Here is a 20,556-nt window from a genome sequence, read left to right on the forward strand (position 1 = left end):
TGGCAACGAACATGATCTGGGTTGAGACATTGATCAACGGAGCCTTGCTGGGCGGGCTGTATGCACTGCTCGGCATCGGGCTCGCGCTGGTGTTCGGCGTAATGCGAGTCGTCAACATCGCGCATGGCGAATTCATGGTGCTGAGCGCGTTCTGCGCCGTGCTGCTCTCCAGCCTGTTTCCGCAGGTGCCGCCATTGCTGATGCTGATCCCGGTGATCGCGCTGTCCTTTGCGGTCGGATGGCTGTACCAGGCTGTCATCGTCAACCGGGTGGTGACGTCGCCCGATCCGCTGTCGCCATTGCTGCTGACCTTCGGCGTCTCGGTGATCCTGCGCAACGTGATGGTCGAGGTGTTCGGCGCCGACGTGCGCAGCCTGCAGGTCGGCGAGCTCTCGCGCGCCAGCCTCGAGATTGCCGGCCTCAACATCGGAATCATGCCGTTGCTGACGCTTGTGCTCGCGGCACTTCTGTTCATGGCGCTGCAACTCGTGCTGCGCCACACCGAATTCGGCCGCATCGTGCGCGCCACCGCCGACCGCCGCGACATCGTCCGGCTGTCCGGGGTCAAGCCGGACCGGGTCTATAACTATGTCATGGGCCTGTCGCTCGCACTCGGCGCGATCGGCGGCGTCCTGCTCGCGGTGCGCTCGAGCTTCACGCCGTTCTCGGGCGCCGAGCGGCTCCTGATCGCCTTCGAGGTCGTGGTGCTCGGCGGGCTCGGCTCGTTCTGGGGCGCGCTGCTCGGCGGCATCGCGCTCGGCATGGCGCAGTTGATCGGGCTGAAGATCGATCCGAATGCCGGGCTGCTCTATGCGCATCTGTTGTTCTTCATCATGCTGTTGATCCGCCCGTCGGGTCTTGTGTCGAGCAGGGTGTGAAGCCGATGCCGACACGGACACTTCTCCTGGCCTGCTGCATCGTGCTCATCGCTGTGATCGCCGGTGCGCCCTTCGTGCTGAACGAAGGCTTCCTGCGGCTCGCGACCGAGTGCCTGCTGCTGCTGACGATGGCACAGATGTGGAATCTGCTGGCCGGCTATGCCGGGCTGGTCTCGCTCGGCCACCAGGTGTTCATCGCCTTCGGCGCCTACGCGCTGTTTCTGACCTCGGGCTGGCTCGAGGTGACCCCGATCTGGGTGCTGCCGGTGGCGCCGCTGGTGGCCGCGGCCGTCGCCGCGATCATCGCGTTTCCGCTGTTCAGGTTGCGCGATGCCTATTTTTCGATCGCGATGTGGGTGTTTGCCGAGATCATCGGCGCCTTCACGATGAAATCGCAGGCGGTCGGCGGCACCTCGGGCGTGCCGCTCGCGACCAGCAAGCTGATCGATTTCGATTGGTTCGAGCCGACGATGTTCTGGCTCGCGGGCGGCCTGACGCTTGTCACCATCGCCGCGTTGTACAAGATGATGACCTCGAGCTTCGGGCTCGGGCTGATGAGTGTCCGCGACAACGATCTTGCCGCGATGAGCGTCGGCGTCGACGTCCGCCACAACCGCTTCATCGCCTTTGTGCTGTCGGCGGCGGGATGCGGGCTGGCCGGTGCGCTCAGCTTCATGGGCAACCTGTTCATCGCGCCGCTGGCGGCGTTCGACGTCAACTGGTCGGTCTACATGATGTTCATCGTGATCATCGGCGGCATCGGCACGCTCGAAGGTCCGATTCTGGGCGTCATCATCTTCTTCGGCCTGCGCGAATTGATGACCGGCCCGCTCGGCCTGTCCGGCGGCTGGTATCTGGTTGGGCTCGGCATCCTCGCCGTGGTCGTGATGATCGTGGCGCCGCGCGGCATCTGGCCGGCCTTGCGAGATCGGCTCGGCGTGCGGCTGCTCGATGTCCATCGCGCCGCGCCGCGCCCGGCCACCGCGACCATCCCGCCGGGTGTGTCGGAACGGGTTACCGGATGAGGCAGGGCTTCACGCCGTCACCATAGCTTGTATTCTGACCGTTCTGGTTTTGAGTGGAGGGCGTGATGGCTCTGATATCGCGGCATGGCGGATGGGCATTGGCAGGCCTGGTCGCAGCGACACTGGCGACGCCGGCACAGGCCGAGCGGAGGATGTGGCCGCAGGCGGCCGCGACGCACCCGATGGATGGGCTGACGACGGATGAGATCCGTTCGGTCTCCGAAATCCTCCGCAGCGCCGGCAAGCTCGACGATGCGGCGCGCGTCGTCTCGATGACGGTCGAGGAGGACCCCAAGGACGAGGTGCGGGCGTGGAAGCCCGGACAGCCCTTCGTACGCCGGGCGCACGCGACCCTGCTGAGCGGCGGGCATCTCTACGAGGCGCATGTCGACCTCGCCGCGCGCAGTCTCGTCGGCTGGGACGAGGTCAGCGATCACGAGGCCGCGCTGACCATCGACGAATTGATGTCCGCCGGCGATCTGCCGAAGCAGGACCCGCGCTGGATCGCCGCGATGGCCAAGCGCGGCATCACCGACTTCAAGAACGTGCTGTGCCTGCCGCTGACCGTCGGGCCGGTGAGCGACCCGGCGCTGAAAGGCCGCCGCCTGCTCAACGTTCCCTGCGTCGACACCACGGGCGCTGGCAACAATCTCTGGGGCAAGCCGATCGAGAATTTGGTGGCCCAGGTCGATCTCAAGAGCCGGACGGTGCTGTCGGTGACCGATCTCGGTGTGGTGCCGCCCCCGGCGCAGTCGCCGTCGCACGCCTATGCCGACTCCGGAAAATACCGCAAGCCGCCGAAGCCGATCGAAATCACCGCGCCTGAGGGCAGCAATGTGAAGGTGGAGGGCGGCCAGGTCCGCTGGGACAATTGGTCGTTCCACGTCCGCCTCGAGCCGCGTGTCGGCGCGGTGCTGTCGCTGATCCGCTACGATGACCACGGCACGTTCCGCGACATCGCCTACCAGATGTCGGCGAGCGAGATGTTCGTGCCCTATATGGATCCGGCGCCGACCTGGTCGTTCCGCGCCTACATGGATATCGGCGAGTATGGCTTCGGCGTGCTCTCCAGCGAATTGCAGCGCGGCATCGATTGTCCCGAAGGTGCGCATTATCTCGATCTGACCATCTCGGACACCAAGGGCAATCCGGTCGTCTCCAAGGGCGCGGTCTGCATCTTCGAGCGGCCGACCGGCGATCCGATCTGGCGGCACAGCGAGCTGATCAACAACACTGCCGAGGTGAGGCCGAACAACGAGCTCGTGGTGCGGATGGCGCCGGTGGTCGGCAATTACGACTATCTGGTCGACTATGTGTTCGACCGCGCCGGCAACATCGATGTGCGGCTCGGCGCCTACGGCATCGATGCGACCAAAGGGGTGGCAAGCCGGAATTTGAGCGACCCCACCGCCGCGCAGGATACCGCTTATGGAACGCTGGTCGACGAGCGGCTGCTGGCGGTCAATCACGATCACTACATGACATTCCGAATCGACATGGACGTCGACGGCACCGCGAACCGGCTGGTCGAGGATCGCTTCAGCGTCCGGCGGCTGGAGCAGGGCCAGCGCAAGAGCTTGTGGCAGGTCGACACCAAGCCGGTCGCGACCGAGGGCCCGGTGACGACGCCGCTGGGCGCGGCGCAGTTTCGGATCGAGAGCACGGGCAAGACCAACAAACAGGGCTACCGCACCAGCTATCAGCTGATGCCCGGCCATTCCGACGTCTCGCTGCTCGCCAAGGACGATCCGATCCAGTTGCGCGCCGGCTTCAGCGCCTACACGCTGTGGACCTCGGCCTACGCCAAGGACGAGCGCTACGCCGCCGGCACGTATCCGAACGAAAACCCTGACGTCGATGGCCTGCCGAAATGGACCGCAGCGAAGCGGCCGATCGAGGATCGCGACCTTGTGCTGTGGTACACCGTCGGCTTCCGCCACGTGCCGCGCGCCGAGGATTGGCCCGTGATGCCCGGCCTGTGGCATGGCTTCCGGCTGCGTCCGTTCAATTTCTTCGACCGCAATCCGGCGCTCGACGTGCCGCCTGTCACCACGGCCAGGGAAACGAAATGACGAGAGCCCGCGCGTTGCCCGCCTTGGCGATCCCTTTGAAGGATCACCAAGGTCGGGTGCACGTGAGATGCGTGCGAGACGCGATCTCTAAAGCGCGGGGGTCCATCTGTTGCGATGACGGTAGAGCTTTGACAGGCTGAAGTTGCCGACTTCCTGGCTGCCTTTGCGAAAAATCGCGATCGCCTTTTGAACGCTCATCTCCGATATGATGTCCGGCCGGCTGCCGCAGAGCATGACGAGCTCGAAAATCAGGTTGGTGAGTGCCGGCATGTCAGTCCATAGCTGCGTCTGATACGGCTCCTCCCAATGAGCCCAGGCCCAATCCTCGATCAGATAGAGACCCTCGCTCTTGAGATAGTGGAATGACGCCTCAAAGCTCGCCCGGGAGAGCTCGTATTGATGAGAGGCGTCGTCGATGATCATATCGATCCGTTGTCCGGGGAATTCCTTCCTGATGATCTCCTGGACACGGGCGGCGTCGCCTTGCGACGTATTGTAGTAAAGCTTTACGCGGTCCGTCAGACCGTGGTCTCGTATCAGGCCGAGGACCGCCGGGCTCGCAGGTCTGATGTCGATGCCGACGAACTTGATGCGTTCCTCGATTGCGGCAAGCAGCAAAGCCGAGCCGCCTTCGAAGATGCCAAATTCCAGGATGTTGGTTACGCCGTTCTCGCGAATGAGGCTCTTGTACCGATCGATCATCCCGCGGTTCTTGATGATCGCTACGGTATCTTTCGTCGTCCTGGCATCGTTGAAGTTCTGTCTAATTAGATTGAACTTCATGTTGTTGATCACGAAGTTGTTCTCATCACTCCAGACTTCATCCATTGGAACCCCCTGTCGCTATTAGGATCGTCGTTGTCATTTGCCCTGCGGTGAGCAGAGCCTCTCTCGCCAGATGAGCGGCGTTTTCTCGCCTTCTTCTGAAGGCCCTTCGCGCAATTCTTCGCTGGCAACCTGCATGCCCGGCGGACATGGCCACGCAGTCGTCATCGAGTCATCGGCCGATTTGCATCCGGCGCTTGCCGTTGTAGTTGAGATGGATGACGAACCAACGGCGCAGGCCTTCGGGTCAATCCGGGTCGGCCATGCGAGCTTGAAGGGCGGAATTGCCGGATGCCGCCCCGTCGCACTGGCTATCACCTTGAGCCGTCGTACGCCTTCTGACAACGTCGGCTGAATCCAGCCACCTTCCGAACTTTCGTTCCAGGCATAAATCACGACGCTCTGGAAGCGACCGTTGCGCGGATTGCTGGACGCCTCGCTGATCGCACCGCGGATCTGCCGCGTCCATTCCTCATCGGTGGCAGGCTGACACCAATCAGGATTCGGCTTGCGCGTTTTCATTTCCTGCGGATCGCGCAACGCCGGACGGTAATCCCACCCGAGCGTAACGGTTGGCAGGAAGCCTCCCATGCCACCCTTGGTTTCCGCGCGCCATGCGCTCTGCGCGAGGGCGGCGCAACTCGCATAGGGCAGGGACTTTCCATTCGACCCAAGGGCGGTGGCATATGTGCTGGTCGCATCAAATCCGATCCTGTGAGCGACGGGTCCTGTTTCTGGCAAGTTGAAGAGCAAGGCGACCAGATAGAGATTTTGGCCCGTCGCGGCCTTGACGCGATCCTTGATGTCTTTGAGGGCTGCCTTTGCGCTGTCCTCGCCACCGAGGCCCTTCAGCCATGGAGTCATGGAATTCACCAGGAAGAACACCGGCGCCGAGCCGTCGTTCGTCCGCATGTAGTCGGGCCCGCGCACGGCCTTGCTGATCGCATCGCTGACCATCGGCACGTCGCGGGAAGGAAATGACAGGTTGAAATTCAGCGCGTATTTGACGCCGAGCTTGTTGGGCAGGCGAACGAAATTCTCCATGGCGCGATTGAGCGCCACGGCACGCTTTGGATCGCGTCCCCAGGCGTAACTCTCCAGGTAGTAGCCGAAGATGAAGTAATCCAGGCCTGCGGACTTCGCATAATGGACGTCCGCATTGAGCGCCCGTTCGGTGTTTCCGGGAAAGCCCAATTGCCCGTTCGGCAGACGCTCCGTGTAATATGGCGCGCGCTCCCGCAATCCGGGGTCGGCCAGGACCTGTCCATAGGGACTGTCGAGACTCCAGTTGTCCCACCTGATAGCACCCAGCGTGACCTTGGCTGATGACGCTGACACTGCGGTGGACGGATTGCCTTTGCTCACCTGAGCCGTGACAGGGAACGAGAAGAGCGCCGTCGCAAGCACAATAAATAGTCGTGTCAACCGTTGTACGGCTATCGGCATCATCGCTGTCCCTTAGTCCCAAGCCACAATCATGCGGTTCGCATCCATTCAAGGAGCAACTGAGGGCGCTTATGTGGCGGCAGGTTGCAATCGTCATGTTCTGCATGTGGCGTGACTTCGGCGTGACATTGCAACCTAAGGTTATGTTCCGTCGGGCCGGATTCTTGCTTGCAAGTATCATGCAAGCGATACATCTCACCTTGAAATGGAACTCCCGTTGTCAATGATCAGGGCATGCGACAGCCGCCGGAGCGCGATCAGTGGAACTTGACGCGCCTCGCGCGCCGTTCGCTGAATCTCTCCGCTGCCGTCAAGATAAGACTTACGCAAAGTGGGACAGAATTGGGCGTCGATGCCAGGTCGAGCTTGATCGCCAGTTGACACGGTTACGCGGAAGCTTCAGCGTTGCAGCGCGGTCAACCTCGACGGCGAATGCCAGGGCATCAAATGCGCGGTCGCGTGCATTGCATCGGTACAACGGCCCGCGTGCTGCTGCTGTCGTTGGCGATCGGGCAGGCAGCGCGCGGTGTGCCAGCTTCGGCTGAAGGCGGTACGGACACTGCGTCCTTGCTCTATCTAAGCAGCGACGACTGGGAGCGGCAGTCCTCTCCGGGCAAGGTTGCGCTCGCGGCCGACTTCATGCGGATCTTCTGCACTGATCAGAGGATGTCGGCGGCCTCGCTGGCCGACTGCCTCGACCGCGACAAAGCCGATGGCGCGCCGTTCGAGCGCGCCATGGCCTGCGTCAGCACATTGTCATCAGCCGGCCGCTGAGAGGCCGGCGTCGATTCCTTCGGCGATCGCCTTGACGTCCAGCGAGGTGAGGATGAGGGGCGGGGACAGGATCAGGTTGTTGCCGGAGACGCGCAGCATCACGCCGGCCTCATAGGCGGCATCCGCAACCTTCGCCATGGTCTTCTTGTCCGCGGGCTTCTTGCTGTCGCGATCGGCGACCAGCTCAAGCGCGGCCATCAGGCCCTTGCCCCTGACGTCGCCGACCAGCGCATGCTTCGCCTTGAGCGCGGCCAACGCCTGCGCAAGGTCGTTGCCGCGCGCGGCGGCATTCTCGTCGAGCTTGAGGCGGCGGGTCTCGGTGAGCGCCGCGATACCTGCAGCGCAGCCGACCGGATGGCCCGAATAGGTATAGCCATGGCCGATCGAACCGAACGTCGTCGCATCAGACTCGAAGGCTTCCGCAACGGCTTCGCCGATCAGCGTCGCGCCGAGCGGGAAATAGCCCGAGGTGATCGCCTTCGCCATCGTCATCATGTCGGGCTTCACGCCCCACAGCCGCGAGCCCGACCATGCGCCGGTGCGGCCGAACCCGGTGACGACCTCGTCCGCGATCATCAGGATACCGTGACGGTCGCAGATCTCGCGCACGAGCTTCATGAAACTGTCCGGCGGTACGATCACGCCGCCGGCTCCCAGCACCGGTTCCATGATGAAGGCAGCGATGGTGTCGGCGCCCTGAAATACGATCTCCTCCTCCATCGCTGCCGCGCAGAGCTGCGCGAGTTTTGCGGGATCGGTCTCGTTGAAGGGGTTGCGATAGGTCGACGGCGCCGGGATGTGGAATACGCCGGGCAGCATCGGCTCATAGTTGCGGCGGAAATTGGCGTTGCCGTTGACGGACGCGCCGCCGAAATGGGTGCCGTGATAGCCCTTCTTCAGGGCCAGGAATTTGGTGCGGTCGGCCTGGCCCTTGATTTTCCAGTATTGTCGCGCGAGCCGCAGCGCGGTCTCGACCGAGTCCGATCCGCCTGAGGTGAAGAAGGCGCGCACCATGCCTTCCGGCTTGAACCATTCGGTAAGCTCGTAGGCCAGCTCGATCGAGGGACCGGATGAGGTGCCGCGGAAGCCCGAGTAGTACGGCAGCGCGCTGAGCTGCTCCGTGATCGCCTGCTTGATCGGATCGCAGCTGTAGCCGAGGTTGACGTTCCACAACCCGCCGACCGCGTCGATCACGGTCTTGCCGTCGATGTCGGTGACATGAACGCCTTCGCCCTTCATCACGATCCGCGGCGGCTGCGCCCGCATCTCGGCGGGGTGGGCCATCGGGTGCCAGATCGGCTTGGCGTTGTTCTCAACCAGGAAGTTTCTGTCGCGCATGATTGCTCTCTGTCCGGCTAGGGGCCTTTCCGTCCCGATGGAACGGAGGCTCCAGATTCTCATTTTGACGCGTTTTCTTCACGCGAACCGGTACCCACTTCGCTCGAAAACGCTTTACTCGAACTGCAGCCCGAAGTGCCGCAGCGCCTCGCTGTAAGACGCGGCCGGGTTGCGCACATCAAACAGCACCGTGCGCATGTTGCACGTAACGGCGCCCGCGATGTTGCGGCGCTGGTCGTCGACGAAGACGCAATTGTCTGCCTCCAGCGCCAGTTCGTCCAGCACGCTTTGATACGCGAGCGGGTCGGGTTTCAGGATCCCGGTATGGGTCGCGTCGGCGATGGTATCGAAGCGCTTCAGGATCGAAAGCCGGGTGCGGAAATCGGCACCGTAGAACAGGTCGAGCTCGTTCGAGAGGATCGCGAGCCGGACCCCGGCGTCAGCGGCGAGATTGATCGCGCGCGTCGCCTCGGGCCGGATCACGGTATCAGGGTCGGCGCCGCGTGCGCGCTTCACGAAGGTCTCCATGTCGCGCCAGTCCTCGCCGAGCATCCGGCCGACCTCGCGGCTGCGGGTCAGCCAGTAGTCGCGTTCGGAAATCTCGCCGCGCTGCATCGACGTCCACAGCGGATCGCTGTCGGGGGCGAACGGTCCAAGCCATTTCAGCGTGCAGGGTGCGAGACCGAGCGTGCGCTCGGTCAAATCGTGGGTCTCGAACAGGGTCTTCGAGATCACGCCGCCGAAATCGAGCACCAGCGCCTGGGCGTGCGGCCGCATCATGCGGCAGCCGTCGAGTGGCCGGGGCGGACAATGCCGGCGGCAACCCAGCGGTCGAAGATGCCGAGCACGGTTTCATTGAATGCCGTGCTGTTGATGTGGTCCTTGATCTCGTGCAGTTCGACCGGTGGCTGGATCGCCGACCGCATGGCGTCGACAAAGGCGGCGAGGGCGTCAGGGTCGTGCAGGGCCTCGCCTTCGCGGTCCCATTGCTGGATGCCGCCGGCGGGCAGCACGAAGGCGACCGGTGCGTTGGCGTGGGACAGTTTCTCCGCAATCCCCTTCGCGATCCTGCGGCGCTCGACCGGTCGCGACGTCGCCGAGGCAAGCAGCCGGTTATGCGCGTGGAACGGACGATCCGACAATTCGTCCGGAACCGGCAGCCACGCCGGGAAATCCACCATGTCGATCGCGCCGGGGGCGACGATCTGCGGAATGCCGGCTCTGCCCGCGTTCTCCAGCCTATCGGCGCCGGAATTGACCACCGAGCCGGTAAGCTGGTTGGCGACTTCCTGCAGGCTGAGGTCCAGCACGGCGGCGAAACCGCCTTGGGCCGCGATCGACTCCATCGCGCGGCCACCCATGCCGGTGGTGTGGAAGACGACCACCTCGTAGCCGCGCCGCTCGAGCTGCGGCTTGAGCTCGACCATGTAGCGCAGGCAGCTCTTGCCGAGCGAGGTGATCGCAACCACCGGCCGGTCCTTGCGCGGCTTGATCGCACTCCTGGCCGCGCCGACGATCGCGCCGCAGGCCTGCGACAGCACCGCGGTGCAGGTGCCGTTGAGGCCATAGAGGCCACCGGCCCACAGGATCATCATCAGGTTGGCGGCGACGCGCTCGGGCGGGATCAGATGCGAGAACGCAACCGTCGAGACGATCAACTTCGGCAGGCCGAGCGGCAGCGCCTGTGCGACGTCGAGCGCGAGGTCGGTGCCCATCGTGCCGCCGATCGCGATTACGCCGTCGATGGCCTCGCGCGCCGCGAGCTCGCGCGCAAGATTGGCGGCGCCAACCGCCATCAGCGACATCGCGGAGTTTTCGTCGCCGCTCGATGCGATGGCGTCGATGGTGGTCTGCGCGGCAGCAGCCACCGCGTGCTTGTCATGTGCGGGCTGGTACGGCGGATCGCCGAGCACGCTGATGTCCATCATGACCGTTCTGCCGCCGGCGCGCGCGATGCACTCGCTCATGAACAGCAGTTCGTCGGCCTTGGTGTCGCCAGTGCCGATCAGAAGAATGCGGGGCTGCGTGATCTCGGACATGACCTTGTCGGTGCTCGCCGGCAGGCGTGGATGATCGTGGGCGACTGATTTGCACCGAGCGTGCGGAGCGTTCGGCCATCGTGCGATCACGCTATGAGGGGAGTGGCCGCGGTGACATCCACCTATCGGTTGATTGCTGCCAAAGCCTTGATTTGGCGAGGATTGCGTCATGCCAGCGATCCCGATCGCGAGCCGCTTTCGTCACCGTCACACTGATCTCGCATGCAGCAAGCCCAGATCGATCTGTACCGATCCGCCGCCATTCCGGCCCAGCAGCTCTTCATCGGCGGCCGCGTCGTGCAGGCGGTCGGCACGGCGCGGCTCGACGTCGTGTCGCCGATCGACGGCAAGCTGCTGACCAGCATTGCCGACGGCGATGCGGCCGATGTCGACCATGCGGTGAGACAGGCGCGGCAGGTCTTCGAGCAGGGACGCTGGTCGCGCGCTGCACCCGCGCAACGCAAGAAGGTCCTGCTGCGGTTCGCCGATCTCATCGAGCAGCATGCGCTGGAGATCGCCGTGCTCGGCGTGCGCGACAACGGCACCGAGATCGGCATGGCCTACAAGGCCGAACCGCTGTCGGCGGCAGGCACTGTCCGCTACTACGCCGAGGCGATCGACAAGGTATATGGCGAGATCGCGCCGACCTCAGCCGACGTGCTCGGGCTCGTGCATCGCGAGCCGCTTGGCGTCGTCGGTGTCATCGTGCCGTGGAACTTCCCGCTGATGATCGGCGCCTGGAAGATCGCTCCTGCGCTCGCCGCCGGTAACTCGGTCGTGGTCAAACCACCGGAGCTGGCGTCGCTCACACTGCTACGGTTGGCTGAGCTCGCGACCGAAGCGGGCCTGCCGGACGGCGTGTTCGACGTCGTCACCGGCCGCGGCGCATCGGCCGGCGAGGCGCTCGCGCTGCATATGGATGTCGATGTGCTGGCCTTCACCGGCTCGGGCGCGGTCGGCCGACGGCTGCTGGAATGCTCGGCGCGGTCGAACCTGAAGCGGGTGCATCTCGAGCTTGGCGGCAAGTCGCCCAACATCGTGTTTGCCGATGTGCCCGACATCAAGCACGCGGCCAGAGTCTCGGCCAACGGCATCTTCCGCAACTCCGGCCAGGTCTGTGTCGCCGGCTCGCGGCTGCTGGTGCAGTCTGCGATCTATGACCGCTTCATGGACGAACTGCTCGGTGCCACCGCGAAGCTCCGGGTCGGCGATCCCCTCGATCTGACGTCCGATATCGGCGCCGTCGCGAGCAAGGTGCAGCTGCGCAAGAACCTCGATGCCGTGGCCCGCGCGGAAGAGCAGGGTGCGACGCGGCTGATCGGCGGCGAGCAGATCCGCATTGAGAGCGGCGGCAACTTCATGGCGCCGGCGATCCTCGCCGAGGTAACGCCGGAGATGGAGGTCTGGCGCGAGGAGGTGTTCGGTCCGGTGCTCTCGGTCACGCGGTTCGATAGCGAGGACGATGCCATCGCGCTCGCCAATGCGACACCCTACGGGCTTGCGTCAGCGGTGTGGACCGGCGCTCTGTCGACAGCGCACCGCATGGTGCGCGCGGTGAGGGCGGGCGTCGTGCACGTCAACGCCTATGGCGGCGCCGACCTCACTGTGCCGCTCGGCGGCTTCAAGCAATCCGGCTTCGGACGCGACAAGTCGCTGCACGCCCTTGACGCCTATACCGACCTCAAGACCGCCTGGATCGCGCTATGACATCTGCAACGACTAAGCGAGCCGGCATTCTGAACCGATTGCTCGATGCGGAGCAGGAGCGCTTTCGCGCGCTGCACCCGCGATCGGCCGCGGCGTGGCAGGAAGGCCGGCAGCATTACCTCTATGGCGGCCCGTCGCACTGGATGCGGCGCTGGGCCGGCGGTTTTCCGATCTATGCCGAGGAGGCGCAGGGCGCACATATCAGGGATATCGACGGACGCGACTATATCGATTTCTGCCTGGGCGACACCGGCGGCATGTGCGGGCACGCACCGGAGGCGGTGACGGAAGCCGCGCTCGCGCAGCTCAAGCGTGGCGCGACCATGATGCTGCCGACCGAAGACAGTCTCTGGGTCGGCGCCGAGCTGTCGCGCCGCTTCGGTCCGAAATACTGGACGTTGACGACGTCGGCGACCGACGCCAATCGCGCCGCGATCCGGATCTCGCGCATGATCACCGGCCGGCGCAAGGTGCTGGTGTTCTCCGGCTGCTATCATGGCGGCGTCGAGGAAGCGCATGTCGAGATCCGCGACGGCCGGGTCGGCCTGCGCAACATGATCCATCCCAACGGCATCGATCATGACGCCGTGAGCCGGGTGGTCGAGTTCAACGACGTCGCGGCACTCGAGGCGGCGCTGGCGCAGGGCGACGTCGCCTGCGTGCTGACCGAGCCGCTGATGACGAATTTCGGCATGATCCCGGTCGATCCCGGTTTTCACCAGGCCTTGCGCGATCTGACCCGGCGCGCCGGCACCGTGCTCATCATCGACGAGACCCACACGCTGTCCTGCGGACCGGGAGGTTACAGCCAGGCGTATGGCCTGGAGTCCGACATCCTTGTCGCCGGCAAGGCGATCGCTGGTGGCATCCCCGCCGGCGTGTTCGGGCTCAGCCAGGAGATCGCCGAGCGGCTCTGGAAACTCGTTCCGCACGTCAATCCGCGCCAGCGGCAGTCCGCGCATCTCGGCTTCGGCGGCACGCTCGCCGGCAACGCGCTGACGGTCGCCACCATGCGCGCGGTGCTTGAGAAGGTCCTGACCTCTGCGAATTACGAGCGGATGATCGGAACGGCGACCTGGCTCGCGCAGGAAGCGCGCCGGCTGATCGAAGCGGTCGGTCTGCCCTGGCACGTCACCCAGATCGGCGCTCGCGCCGAGATCATGTTCATGCCGCAGCCGCCGCGCAGCGGCGCCGACGTCATCGCAGGCAGACAACCCGATCTCGAGACCCTGCTGCATGCGTTCTACATGAACGAGGGCATTCTGGTGACACCGTTCCACACGATGTTGCTGATGTGCCCGGCGACCTCGGCGCGGGACGTCGACATGCACACGGCGGCGTTCGCGCAGTTCATCGATTTGCTGAAAGGTGCGGGAGCAATCTGATGCAGGCGGGTCCGTTCAACCTTGACGGCCGAGTCGCCATCGTCACGGGTGGAGGCAGGGGGATCGGCGCGGCCATCGTGAGGCGGCTCGCGCAGGTCGGCGCGATCGCCGTGATTGCCAACCGTACGACCGACGTCGCCGAAGCGCTCGCGCGCGAACTGGTGGCAGAAGGCGGGACGGCGCATTGCGTCCCGTTCGACCGGCTCGATCGCAGCAGCTTGCGCGCAATGGTCGACGATGTGGCCGCCAGATACGGCCGGCTCGATATCGTCGTGCACAATGCCGGCGGCTGTCCGTGGGCCTCGCTGGAAGAACTCGATGAAGCCAGGCTCGACGAGACGCTGGCGCTGAACCTGAACGCCAGCATCTGGCTTGCACAGGCGGCAATTCCGCATATGCGTGCCAACAAGTTCGGGCGCATCCTCGTGACGTCCTCGGTGTCCGCGCGCGTTGCGATGGGCGGCGGCGCGCATTATTCGGCGGCGAAAGCGGGCGCAAACGCGTTTATCCGCGGTGCCGCCTTCGAGTTCGCACGCGACGGCATCACGGTTAACGGTGTGGAGGCCGGCTTCATCGAGAAGCCCGGCCGCGGCACCATGAGCGCGCCGGAGAACAAGGCGAAGCTCGAACGCTACATTCCGATGGGGCATATGGGAAGCGCCGACGATATCGCCTGCGCGATGCTCTATCTCGCCTCCGTTGAGGCAGATACGTCACCGGGCAGACCATCGTGGTCGATGGCGGTTCGACGCTGCCGGAGACCGGATTTGCCGTCGAACGGCAGTGGGGACTCTAGATGAGCATGATCTCTTCGGTGCGCAGATTTCCACCTTTCCGGATCATGCATTGATGCCGCGGTTGGATGGAAAGACGGCGCTGGTGACGGGCGCGGCCACCGGGATCGGGCGGGCCACGGCGACATTGCTGGCGCTGAGCGGCGCGCGCGTCGTGCTGTTCGGCCTCGGCGACGCCGAGCTTGAGGCCGCGGCGGCCGAGTGCGGTGGGCAGGCGGTCCATGGTGACGTCACCCGGCCGGACGACGTCGCCAAGGCCGTTACCGCCTGCGGCGCGTGGCTCGACATCGTCGTCAACGCCGCCGGCCTGATCGTGCCGGATCAGCCCGCAAGCGTCTCCGACGAGGTCTGGGCCAGAACGCTTGACGTGAACCTGACGGGGACGATGCGGGTCTGCCGGGCATCCTTGCCGCTGCTGCGGCAGCGCGGCGGCGCCATCGTCAACATCGCCTCGGTTGCCGCGTTCAATGCCAGCCCGGACGGCGCAAGCTACGCCGCCAGCAAGGCGGCGGTCGTCGCCTATACGCGTTCGCTGGCCTACGCGCACGGCGCCGACGGCGTCAGAGCCAATGCCGTGGCGCCCGGCTGGGTGCGGACGCCGATGAGCACCTATGAAATGCAACTGCTCGCGGACCAGAACGGCACCAATGCCGAGACAGAGTTTCGCGGCGTCGAACAACGGATCGCTTTGGGCAGGATGGCCGAGCCGGCCGAGATCGCGGCGTGCTGTCTGTTCCTGGCGTCCGACGAGGCGTCGTTCGTGACGGGAGCGGTGCTGGTCGCCGATGGCGGCGGCCGCGCGCCGACGCAGAATCGCGCGGTCTAGATTTTTGTCTGACGCGTTTTCTTCACGCGAACCGGGATCCACTTCGCTCGAAAACGCTCTGGAACGGTCGATTGGCGGCGGGGTGTGGCGGCCGGCACCTTGATAAGGCCCGGTGGATTTGGCACTCTTGCGCCGTTACGTCATTCGATCGAGGGGCGTTATGAACAAGTCATTTTCCGTGATCATTGCTGCGGCCGCTTCCATCGTCGTCCTGTCATCGACGGCGGCGAAATGCGGCGACTATCCGTTCGGCGATCCGCCGTACCGGCTGGACTACGTGCAGGAGCCGCAGATTGAATCTGGCTGCTGGAAATGGAATTGGCAGCTGTACCAGTGGCAGGATTACTGCCCGGTCTACGTCCATCCGAAGGCGTATATGTTCTCGCGATCGTCACGCGTCGTGCTCCGCACCAAGGGGTGAGGAGCAACTTCGCGGTTTGAAGAGTTCTGCGTCACGCCAATCGGAGTGACGCAGAGCGCCTGCGCCTTATGAGTGCGCGATGGTGCACGCCACCTGATGGTGCTTGCCGAAGTTGAGCAGCGCATTTTCCCGGAAGCCATCCAGCCAGACGCCGCGGCCGGCATAGCGATAGCCGACGCCCATCGGAACGTGCCGCACATGGATGCCGCCATGGCCCGTGAGCAGGGAGGCCGTGACCACCTCGCCCTCGACCGACACGGCGCGCGGGCACAGCGGATATTGATGACCGTTCTCGCAGGTGAACACGATCTCGGTGCAGGTGCCGACCGGTGCTTTCGTGACCAGGCCGAGATCCGCGGCCGCCGCCGGCCTCGCATGGCCCGACAGCGTTGCACCCAGAGCCAAAATGCCCGCGACCATGTAACAAAACCGAATCCGCATCAGTGCCCCCTCGTCCAGCGATAGGCTAAGTAATTGAGGAAAAATAACTGGCGCTAAATGAGCAAAAAAAGGCTCCAAGGTCAAACCTGCGGCAGCGCCATGCACCGTGTTGGAGCGCAAACTGTTGCAAGTTTGCTGCAGTGGAACTGAATTGAGCTGAAGATCGTCCGGCTGCGACAACGTGCCTTTACTGGCCACAATTGGCCTGCAAGTGGTGGGGGTAGTTGAGTCGTTGCGCAGGGACTGCTTCACGCGCCAGGCCGGATCGTATCGCGAACGGGTTTTGGACGAACATCGGGGGTGGGAATGAACTTCCGTGGTGCCATTGCAGGTTCGGTACTGACCTTCATGATCGTCCCCGTGTCGTCGCTGACGGTGCACGCGCAGACGCCATCTCCTCAGCCGGTGAATGGCCGGACAGCGGCGGCTCAACCCGCCCAAGGCGATCAATCGTTCTCCGGCCCGAGCTTTCGCAAGGGCCTGTGGCGCTTCATCCGAACGCTCGACGTCGTCAGGAGCGCGAACAAGAATTTCAAATACCGGGTGGTCAACGCGGAGACGACGCGCTGCGTCGACCCGACCTTCGCCATGAAGGCCACCTTCTCGCCAGAACCGGTCGGAGGCTGTGTCTCGGACAAGCCTGAGAAGGTTGGCAATCGATACACCTTCGGGCATCGGTGCGACTACATGGGCGCGGTCAGCACCGTGATCACCGTGCGCAGCGACGAGGCGTATACCGAGCTGAACGAGGTCAGCACCGGCGAGCATCCAAGGACCGACACGGTGGTCGCCACGCGGATCGGCGACTGCGACGATGCCGGCGCCGCCAACTCCGAAAAAACCGCCGCGGCGCGCTTGCAGCACTAGCTCGCGATCGGCCAAAGGCTCGTGCCGGCGTCAGCTCGCCAGGGGCTGACGCGTGGGCCCGGTTTCGCGGCGGGGCTGCCCCCGGCCGTATTTTTACGGAGCGGGTTTTCCGCGGTCAGCCTTGATGCTGCCTCGCGCCGGGTCGAGCATTTGGCCGCGGAGAACCTCAACCAAAAGGACGAGTATTTACTCGACCTTAACGCGAAGTGTTCTGGAATGAAGTGAGGTTGGGCGTGCTTCAAGTGAAGTCACGCGATGCGCACCGTGCAGCCGATAAGGATTCATCAAATGACTTCGCGTGAGGGCTTCGGGCAGTCGAAGGTCTTCGCCTGCGCGCTTGGTGCCGTGATGGCGCTTTCCCTGTCCTTGCTCGCTTCCCGGAGTGCTGTGGCCGAGGAGAGCTTCAGCGGGCCGACCTTCCGAAAGGGGATGTGGCGGTTCGTGCGGACGATGGAGCTCGTGTCGCCCTCGAATGTCCGGCAAAAGCTGCTCGAGCGCGAAATGCTGCGCTGTGTCGACCCGACCCAGGCGATGAAGGCGACGTTCTCGTCGCCGTCGATCGGAAATTGCCATTCGTCGAGGCCGGAGAAGGTGAACAACAAGTACGTCTTTTCCAACCGCTGCGACTACATGGGGCCGGTCAGCACCGTCATCACGGTGCTGAGCGACGAGGCCTATACCGAGGTCAACGAAGTCCACGGCCAGGCGCCGCGGACGGACCGGGTGGTCGCGCGCCGGATCAGCGACTGCCACGAGGACCGGGCGCAGCTTCGTCAGCCGGCCGCCGCGCCGAGCGAGGTCGCGCACGATGTGGAGCAGGAGACGGCAGAGGGCGAGCCGCTCTAGGGCGGCGTTCAGGCCTGGCGCGGCTTCATGCCGATGCACCCGCTAGATCGGCGGCAGCAATATCGCCTCTGGCGCCTCAGATCTTCTGCTGGCCGCCGGGCCCGCTGACCTTGACGGTGATCTTCTGAATCTCGGTGCGGCCGCCCTGGTACTTGACCTCGATGGTCAGGACATCGTCGCCAAGGAATTCGGGCGGCGCCTTGTAGAAGGCGACATAGGCGGGCACCTCGAGCGCCAGGCAGGCCTTGTAATTGGTGGCCTTGGCCTTCGCTGACTTCACCACAACCTTCCCGGCGGTGGGTGGACTGACCAGGCGGATGGTCGGCAATGGCCCCGACGTGCAGTCGGGCAATACATTTAGGTAGATGCCGATTTGGGTGTCCCGGTTGGCCAGCGCCCGATACTGGCGTTCGACCGTGGTCTCGGAGGGGACCGGTGGTTGGGGGGCCTGCGCGGCCGCCGCACCGAAACAGCCGCAGATCAAAATGGCGGCGCACGCCTGAAGAATCACACGCATCGACCGCTCCAAATCGCCGATCGGGACGAACAGGGCCGGGCAAATACTGCCTTGCGACCAAGTAAATCGGGCTAAGCCGTTGTTCTTGCAGCCTCGACCTGTCCGATCTTTACCACACTTCCACGGAAAGCATTGATTAACCAAATACATTCCTTGACCGGGGGGAGGGTTAACAATAGCCTAAAACTAAATTTTTCTACAATTTTTCCTCTAATCGCATTTTGCGGAGTTGATAATGCAGGGTTCGTTTCAGGTCGCTCAGGCTACCGGCACCGGCAATTCCACCAATTCGGCTCCCGTACGAATTTACAAGCTGACGAAGCCGCTGACCGATCAGGCAGTGGTCGTCAATCTCGGATACGACCAGAAGGTGAAGGTCGACTTCTCGTCGATCGCCAACGAAAAGATCACGCTGGTTCACATCGGCGAAAAGCTGATCATCCTGTTCGACAACCAGTCGACCGTCACGGTTGAGCCGTTCTTCGACTCCCGCACGGACGGGCAGCACAACATCACCATCGAAATGGCGCCGGGGCGCGACGTGTCGGTGCAGGAATTTGCAAGCCTGTTTCCGATCGGCACGGATGGCTCCGTGTTGCCGGCAGCCGACAATGGCGGCAACTCGAACGGCAACGCGCAGGCGAGCGGTGCGAACTTCAGCCCGTTCGCGGTTGATCCGCTCGCCCCTGTCGGCACCAACGCGCTGGCGGGGAACGAAGAACTGCCGGGCTTCACGGACAACGCGCCGACCGGCTTCGTGCTCAACGGGATCTCTCCGGCTCCGACGATTTCATTGGGCACTGCGCCGGACCTGGCGGTCGATGAGAGCTTCCTGACTGTTGCGACCAACGGCGTCGCCGGTTCCGGACTGGGGCCCGCAGGGTCGACCGTGGCGACGGGGCTGATGCCGTTCTCGATCTCCGTGCCCGGCGGCGAGAAATCGCTGACCTTCGCGCTGTCGGTCAGTGCGCAAGGCGTCGATTCCGGCTTGATCGATTCGCAGACCGGCAACCACGTGTTCCTGTTCCTGGAGAACGGGCAGGTCGTCGGCAGGGAAGGAGGCCAGAACGGCCTCGCTGACTTCACGATCTCCGTGGACGCAACCGGCCATATCACGCTCACCGATCTGCGCGCGATGCACGAGGGCGCCGGCGAGGCGGGCGGCGACATCAACGAAGGCGTGCATCTGCCTGCCGGGATGGTGACGCTGACGGCGACGGTGACGGATCTCTTCAACCAGACGGGCACCGCGACTGCCGATGTCGGTCCGCATCTGACGTTCCTGGACGATGGTCCGCTCAATCCGACGGTGACGCTGTCTGGAGTAAATCCGGGAGAACTGCTGACATTCGACGGCGGCTTGGCCGGCGGTAACTTCACCGGTACGCAGGATGTGCACGACACCAATGCGTCGGCGACGGTCGCGACGGAGAACTTCTCCGGTGCGTTCACGTTCGGCAATTTGAACGCTGCCGGTGCCGACGGCGGTACAACGGCGATCAGCTACACGCTTGGCCTGCACGCTGGCGTGGTCGACGGCAGCGCCAGCGGACTCACGCATGCCGGCAGCACGATCTTCGTGTACGACGTCGGCGGTGTGATCACCGGTTCGACGTCGGCCACCGCAGGCGGCATCAACGCCGGCAACACGGTGTTCACGCTGAGCGTCGGCCTCACCACCGGCATCGTGACGCTGACCCAGTTCGAGTCGATCGATCACTCGCAGACGGATACCTACAACGGCTCGTACATCAACGACATCAAGTCGCTGGCTGCGAACCTGATCGATCTGAAGGCCAGTGCCGTTACCACCGACAACGATGGCGATACCTCCGCCACGATCTCGGCCGTGCTCGATCTGGGCGGCAACGTTCAATTCGGCGACGACGGTCCGAAGGTGCCGACGGTTACGCTCTCGGGATTGAAAACGGGAGAGCTGCTGACGTTCGACGGCGGCCTGGCCGGCGGCAACTTCACCGGCACGCAGGATGCACACGACACCAATGCGTCGGCGACGGTCGCGACCGAGGACTTCTCGACCGCGTTCACCATCGGCAACACCAACCTCTATGGCGCCGACGGCGCCGGTGCGACCACGATCGACTACACGCTGGGCTTCCACGCCGGCGTGGCCGACGGCGTCGACAGCGGCCTGACCCATGCCGGCAGCACGATCTACCTGTACGACGTCGGCGGTGTGATCACCGGCTCGACCTCGACGACCGCAGGCGGCATCAACGCCGGCAACACCGCGTTCACACTCAGCGTCGACCTCACCACCGGTATCGTGACGCTGACGCAACTGGAGTCGATCGACCACTCGCAGACCGACACCTACAACGGCTCGTATATCAG

General features: G+C 64.1%; 19 protein-coding genes. 12 read left to right on the forward strand and 7 right to left on the reverse strand.

The features are described from left to right. The first annotated feature begins 11 nt into the window (after positions 1-11). The 3 genes from ALC15_RS15150 to ALC15_RS15160 all read left to right on the forward strand — a co-directional run bounded on the left by ALC15_RS15150 (position 12) and on the right by ALC15_RS15160 (position 3,975). Complete coding sequence (locus tag ALC15_RS15150; RefSeq protein ID WP_050627916.1) at positions 12-878, forward strand: branched-chain amino acid ABC transporter permease; 867 nt, start codon at positions 12-14, stop codon at positions 876-878. Between the two features lie 5 nt (positions 879-883). Beyond that, the gene (locus ALC15_RS15155) at positions 884-1,903 is read left to right on the forward strand and encodes a branched-chain amino acid ABC transporter permease (protein ID WP_244486094.1); all 1,020 of its coding nucleotides are present in this window, start codon (positions 884-886) and stop codon (positions 1,901-1,903) included. Between the two features lie 65 nt (positions 1,904-1,968). Beyond that, positions 1,969-3,975 carry a copper amine oxidase gene (locus ALC15_RS15160; protein WP_094193902.1) on the forward strand — a complete coding sequence of 669 codons (2,007 nt, stop codon included), beginning with the start codon at positions 1,969-1,971 and terminating at the stop codon, positions 3,973-3,975. Positions 3,976-4,062: 87 nt separating this feature from the next. Here ALC15_RS15160 and ALC15_RS15165 read toward each other — a convergent pair whose 3' ends face one another. Beyond that, entirely contained in the window at positions 4,063-4,803 is a 741-nt protein-coding gene (locus ALC15_RS15165; RefSeq protein ID WP_050627919.1) for a class I SAM-dependent methyltransferase, read from the reverse strand. A 33-nt stretch (positions 4,804-4,836) separates the two neighbouring features. Further along, positions 4,837-6,249 (reverse strand): glycoside hydrolase family 71/99 protein, encoded by a 1,413-nt coding sequence (locus tag ALC15_RS15170; RefSeq protein ID WP_210168591.1) that lies wholly within the window; start codon positions 6,247-6,249, stop codon positions 4,837-4,839. 444 nt (positions 6,250-6,693) lie between these two features. Here ALC15_RS15170 and ALC15_RS15175 point away from each other — a divergent pair, with 444 nt between their 5' ends. Next, complete coding sequence (locus ALC15_RS15175; protein ID WP_095733973.1) at positions 6,694-7,020, forward strand: hypothetical protein; 327 nt, start codon at positions 6,694-6,696, stop codon at positions 7,018-7,020. Here ALC15_RS15175 and ALC15_RS15180 read toward each other — a convergent pair. The 3 genes from ALC15_RS15180 to ALC15_RS15190 all read right to left on the reverse strand — a co-directional run bounded on the left by ALC15_RS15180 (position 7,006) and on the right by ALC15_RS15190 (position 10,397). Beyond that, the gene (locus tag ALC15_RS15180) at positions 7,006-8,358 is read right to left on the reverse strand and encodes an aminotransferase class III-fold pyridoxal phosphate-dependent enzyme (RefSeq protein ID WP_050627922.1); all 1,353 of its coding nucleotides are present in this window, start codon (positions 8,356-8,358) and stop codon (positions 7,006-7,008) included. The genes ALC15_RS15175 and ALC15_RS15180 overlap by 15 nt on opposite strands. A 114-nt stretch (positions 8,359-8,472) precedes the next feature. Continuing rightward, entirely contained in the window at positions 8,473-9,138 is a 666-nt protein-coding gene (locus tag ALC15_RS15185) for an HAD family hydrolase (protein ID WP_050627923.1), read from the reverse strand. Continuing rightward, entirely contained in the window at positions 9,135-10,397 is a 1,263-nt protein-coding gene (locus tag ALC15_RS15190; protein ID WP_050627924.1) for a Tm-1-like ATP-binding domain-containing protein, read from the reverse strand. Before ALC15_RS15190 ends, ALC15_RS15185 begins: the two co-directional genes overlap by 4 nt. Before the next feature lie 222 nt (positions 10,398-10,619). Here ALC15_RS15190 and ALC15_RS15195 point away from each other — a divergent pair, with 222 nt between their 5' ends. The 5 genes from ALC15_RS15195 to ALC15_RS15215 all read left to right on the forward strand — a co-directional run bounded on the left by ALC15_RS15195 (position 10,620) and on the right by ALC15_RS15215 (position 15,530). Further along, positions 10,620-12,104: an aldehyde dehydrogenase gene (locus ALC15_RS15195; protein ID WP_050627925.1), complete on the forward strand. Its 1,485-nt coding sequence runs from the start codon at positions 10,620-10,622 to the stop codon at positions 12,102-12,104. Beyond that, complete coding sequence (locus ALC15_RS15200; protein WP_050627926.1) at positions 12,101-13,489, forward strand: transaminase; 1,389 nt, start codon at positions 12,101-12,103, stop codon at positions 13,487-13,489. The genes ALC15_RS15195 and ALC15_RS15200 overlap by 4 nt, the downstream gene beginning before the upstream one ends. After that, positions 13,489-14,289: an SDR family NAD(P)-dependent oxidoreductase gene (locus ALC15_RS15205; RefSeq protein WP_244486095.1), complete on the forward strand. Its 801-nt coding sequence runs from the start codon at positions 13,489-13,491 to the stop codon at positions 14,287-14,289. The genes ALC15_RS15200 and ALC15_RS15205 overlap by 1 nt, the downstream gene beginning before the upstream one ends. Before the next feature lie 49 nt (positions 14,290-14,338). Then, a complete protein-coding gene (locus ALC15_RS15210) occupies positions 14,339-15,109 on the forward strand; it encodes an SDR family NAD(P)-dependent oxidoreductase (RefSeq protein WP_050627927.1) in 771 nt (256 codons plus the stop codon). Positions 15,110-15,269: 160 nt separating this feature from the next. Then, positions 15,270-15,530: a hypothetical protein gene (locus tag ALC15_RS15215; RefSeq protein ID WP_050424419.1), complete on the forward strand. Its 261-nt coding sequence runs from the start codon at positions 15,270-15,272 to the stop codon at positions 15,528-15,530. A gap of 66 nt (positions 15,531-15,596) precedes the next feature. On the opposite strand, the gene ALC15_RS15220 is transcribed toward ALC15_RS15215, so the two are convergent. Next, complete coding sequence (locus ALC15_RS15220) at positions 15,597-16,151, reverse strand: hypothetical protein (RefSeq protein ID WP_244486096.1); 555 nt, start codon at positions 16,149-16,151, stop codon at positions 15,597-15,599. 180 nt (positions 16,152-16,331) lie between these two features. On the opposite strand from ALC15_RS15220, the gene ALC15_RS15225 reads away from it, so the two are divergent. Both ALC15_RS15225 and ALC15_RS15230 read left to right on the forward strand, forming a co-directional pair. Continuing rightward, entirely contained in the window at positions 16,332-16,838 is a 507-nt protein-coding gene (locus ALC15_RS15225) for a DUF3617 domain-containing protein (RefSeq protein WP_128089522.1), read from the forward strand. A gap of 255 nt (positions 16,839-17,093) precedes the next feature. Then, the gene (locus ALC15_RS15230; RefSeq protein ID WP_244486097.1) at positions 17,094-17,684 is read left to right on the forward strand and encodes a DUF3617 domain-containing protein; all 591 of its coding nucleotides are present in this window, start codon (positions 17,094-17,096) and stop codon (positions 17,682-17,684) included. Positions 17,685-17,760: 76 nt separating this feature from the next. Here ALC15_RS15230 and ALC15_RS46225 read toward each other — a convergent pair whose 3' ends face one another. Further along, positions 17,761-18,201 carry a hypothetical protein gene (locus ALC15_RS46225; RefSeq protein WP_244486098.1) on the reverse strand — a complete coding sequence of 147 codons (441 nt, stop codon included), beginning with the start codon at positions 18,199-18,201 and terminating at the stop codon, positions 17,761-17,763. A gap of 235 nt (positions 18,202-18,436) precedes the next feature. On the opposite strand from ALC15_RS46225, the gene ALC15_RS15240 reads away from it, so the two are divergent. Continuing rightward, on the forward strand, positions 18,437-20,556 hold a 2,120-nt coding region (locus tag ALC15_RS15240; protein ID WP_244486099.1), incomplete at its 3' end, for a DUF5801 repeats-in-toxin domain-containing protein.

The sequence above is a fragment of the Bradyrhizobium viridifuturi genome (assembly GCF_001238275.1).
GTDB classification, from domain to species: domain Bacteria; phylum Pseudomonadota; class Alphaproteobacteria; order Rhizobiales; family Xanthobacteraceae; genus Bradyrhizobium; species Bradyrhizobium viridifuturi.